Origin of the sequence: Streptomyces sp. NPDC051677 (genome assembly GCF_044453465.1) — a bacterium.
Taxonomy (GTDB): domain Bacteria; phylum Actinomycetota; class Actinomycetes; order Streptomycetales; family Streptomycetaceae; genus Streptomyces.
This window is the reverse complement of record NZ_JBITCT010000124.1, coordinates 3,921-5,274: the sequence shown is the minus strand read 5'-3', so window position 1 is coordinate 5,274 and position 1,354 is coordinate 3,921. Positions and strand designations below refer to the sequence as shown.

Sequence of the window (1,354 nt, the reverse complement as noted above, 5' to 3'; positions counted from 1 at the left end):
ACACAGTGGACGCGAGCAACTGAGGACAAGCCCTCGGCCTATTAGTACCGGTCAGCTTCACCCATTACTGGGCTTCCACATCCGGCCTATCAACCCAGTCGTCTACTGGGAGCCTTACCCTCTCAAGGAGGTGGGAACACTCATCTCGAAGCAGGCTTCCCGCTTAGATGCTTTCAGCGGTTATCCCTCCCGAACGTAGCCAACCAGCCATGCCCTTGGCAGAACAACTGGCACACCAGAGGTTCGTCCGTCCCGGTCCTCTCGTACTAGGGACAGCCCTTCTCAATGTTCCTGCGCGCGCAGCGGATAGGGACCGAACTGTCTCACGACGTTCTAAACCCAGCTCGCGTACCGCTTTAATGGGCGAACAGCCCAACCCTTGGGACCGACTCCAGCCCCAGGATGCGACGAGCCGACATCGAGGTGCCAAACCATCCCGTCGATATGGACTCTTGGGGAAGATCAGCCTGTTATCCCCGGGGTACCTTTTATCCGTTGAGCGACGGCGCTTCCACAAGCCACCGCCGGATCACTAGTCCCGACTTTCGTCCCTGCTCGACCCGTCGGTCTCACAGTCAAGCTCCCTTGTGCACTTACACTCAACACCTGATTGCCAACCAGGCTGAGGGAACCTTTGGGCGCCTCCGTTACTCTTTAGGAGGCAACCGCCCCAGTTAAACTACCCATCAGACACTGTCCCTGATCCGGATCACGGACCCAGGTTAGACATCCAGCACGACCAGAGTGGTATTTCAACGACGACTCCACCTGAACTGGCGTCCAAGCTTCACAGTCTCCCACCTATCCTACACAAGCCGAACCGAACACCAATATCAAACTGTAGTAAAGGTCCCGGGGTCTTTCCGTCCTGCTGCGCGAAACGAGCATCTTTACTCGTAGTGCAATTTCACCGGGCCTATGGTTGAGACAGTCGAGAAGTCGTTACGCCATTCGTGCAGGTCGGAACTTACCCGACAAGGAATTTCGCTACCTTAGGATGGTTATAGTTACCACCGCCGTTTACTGGCGCTTAAGTTCTCAGCTTCGCCACCCCGAAGAGTGACTAACCGGTCCCCTTAACGTTCCAGCACCGGGCAGGCGTCAGTCCGTATACATCGCCTTACGGCTTCGCACGGACCTGTGTTTTTAGTAAACAGTCGCTTCTCGCTGGTCTCTGCGGCCACCCCCAGCTCAGAGTGCAAGACCCCTCACCAGACGTGGCCCCCCTTCTCCCGAAGTTACGGGGGCATTTTGCCGAGTTCCTTAACCATAGTTCACCCGAACGCCTCGGTATTCTCTACCTGACCACCTGAGTCGGTTTAGGGTACGGGCCGCCATGAAACTCGCTAGAGGC

General features: G+C 56.6%; 1 rRNA gene (running past one end of the window). It reads right to left on the bottom strand.

The window, feature by feature from the left end:
- Positions 1-21: 21 nt before the first annotated feature.
- Positions 22-1,354, bottom strand: a 23S ribosomal RNA gene (locus ACIBAF_RS49005) (it continues 1,821 nt past the right edge of the window).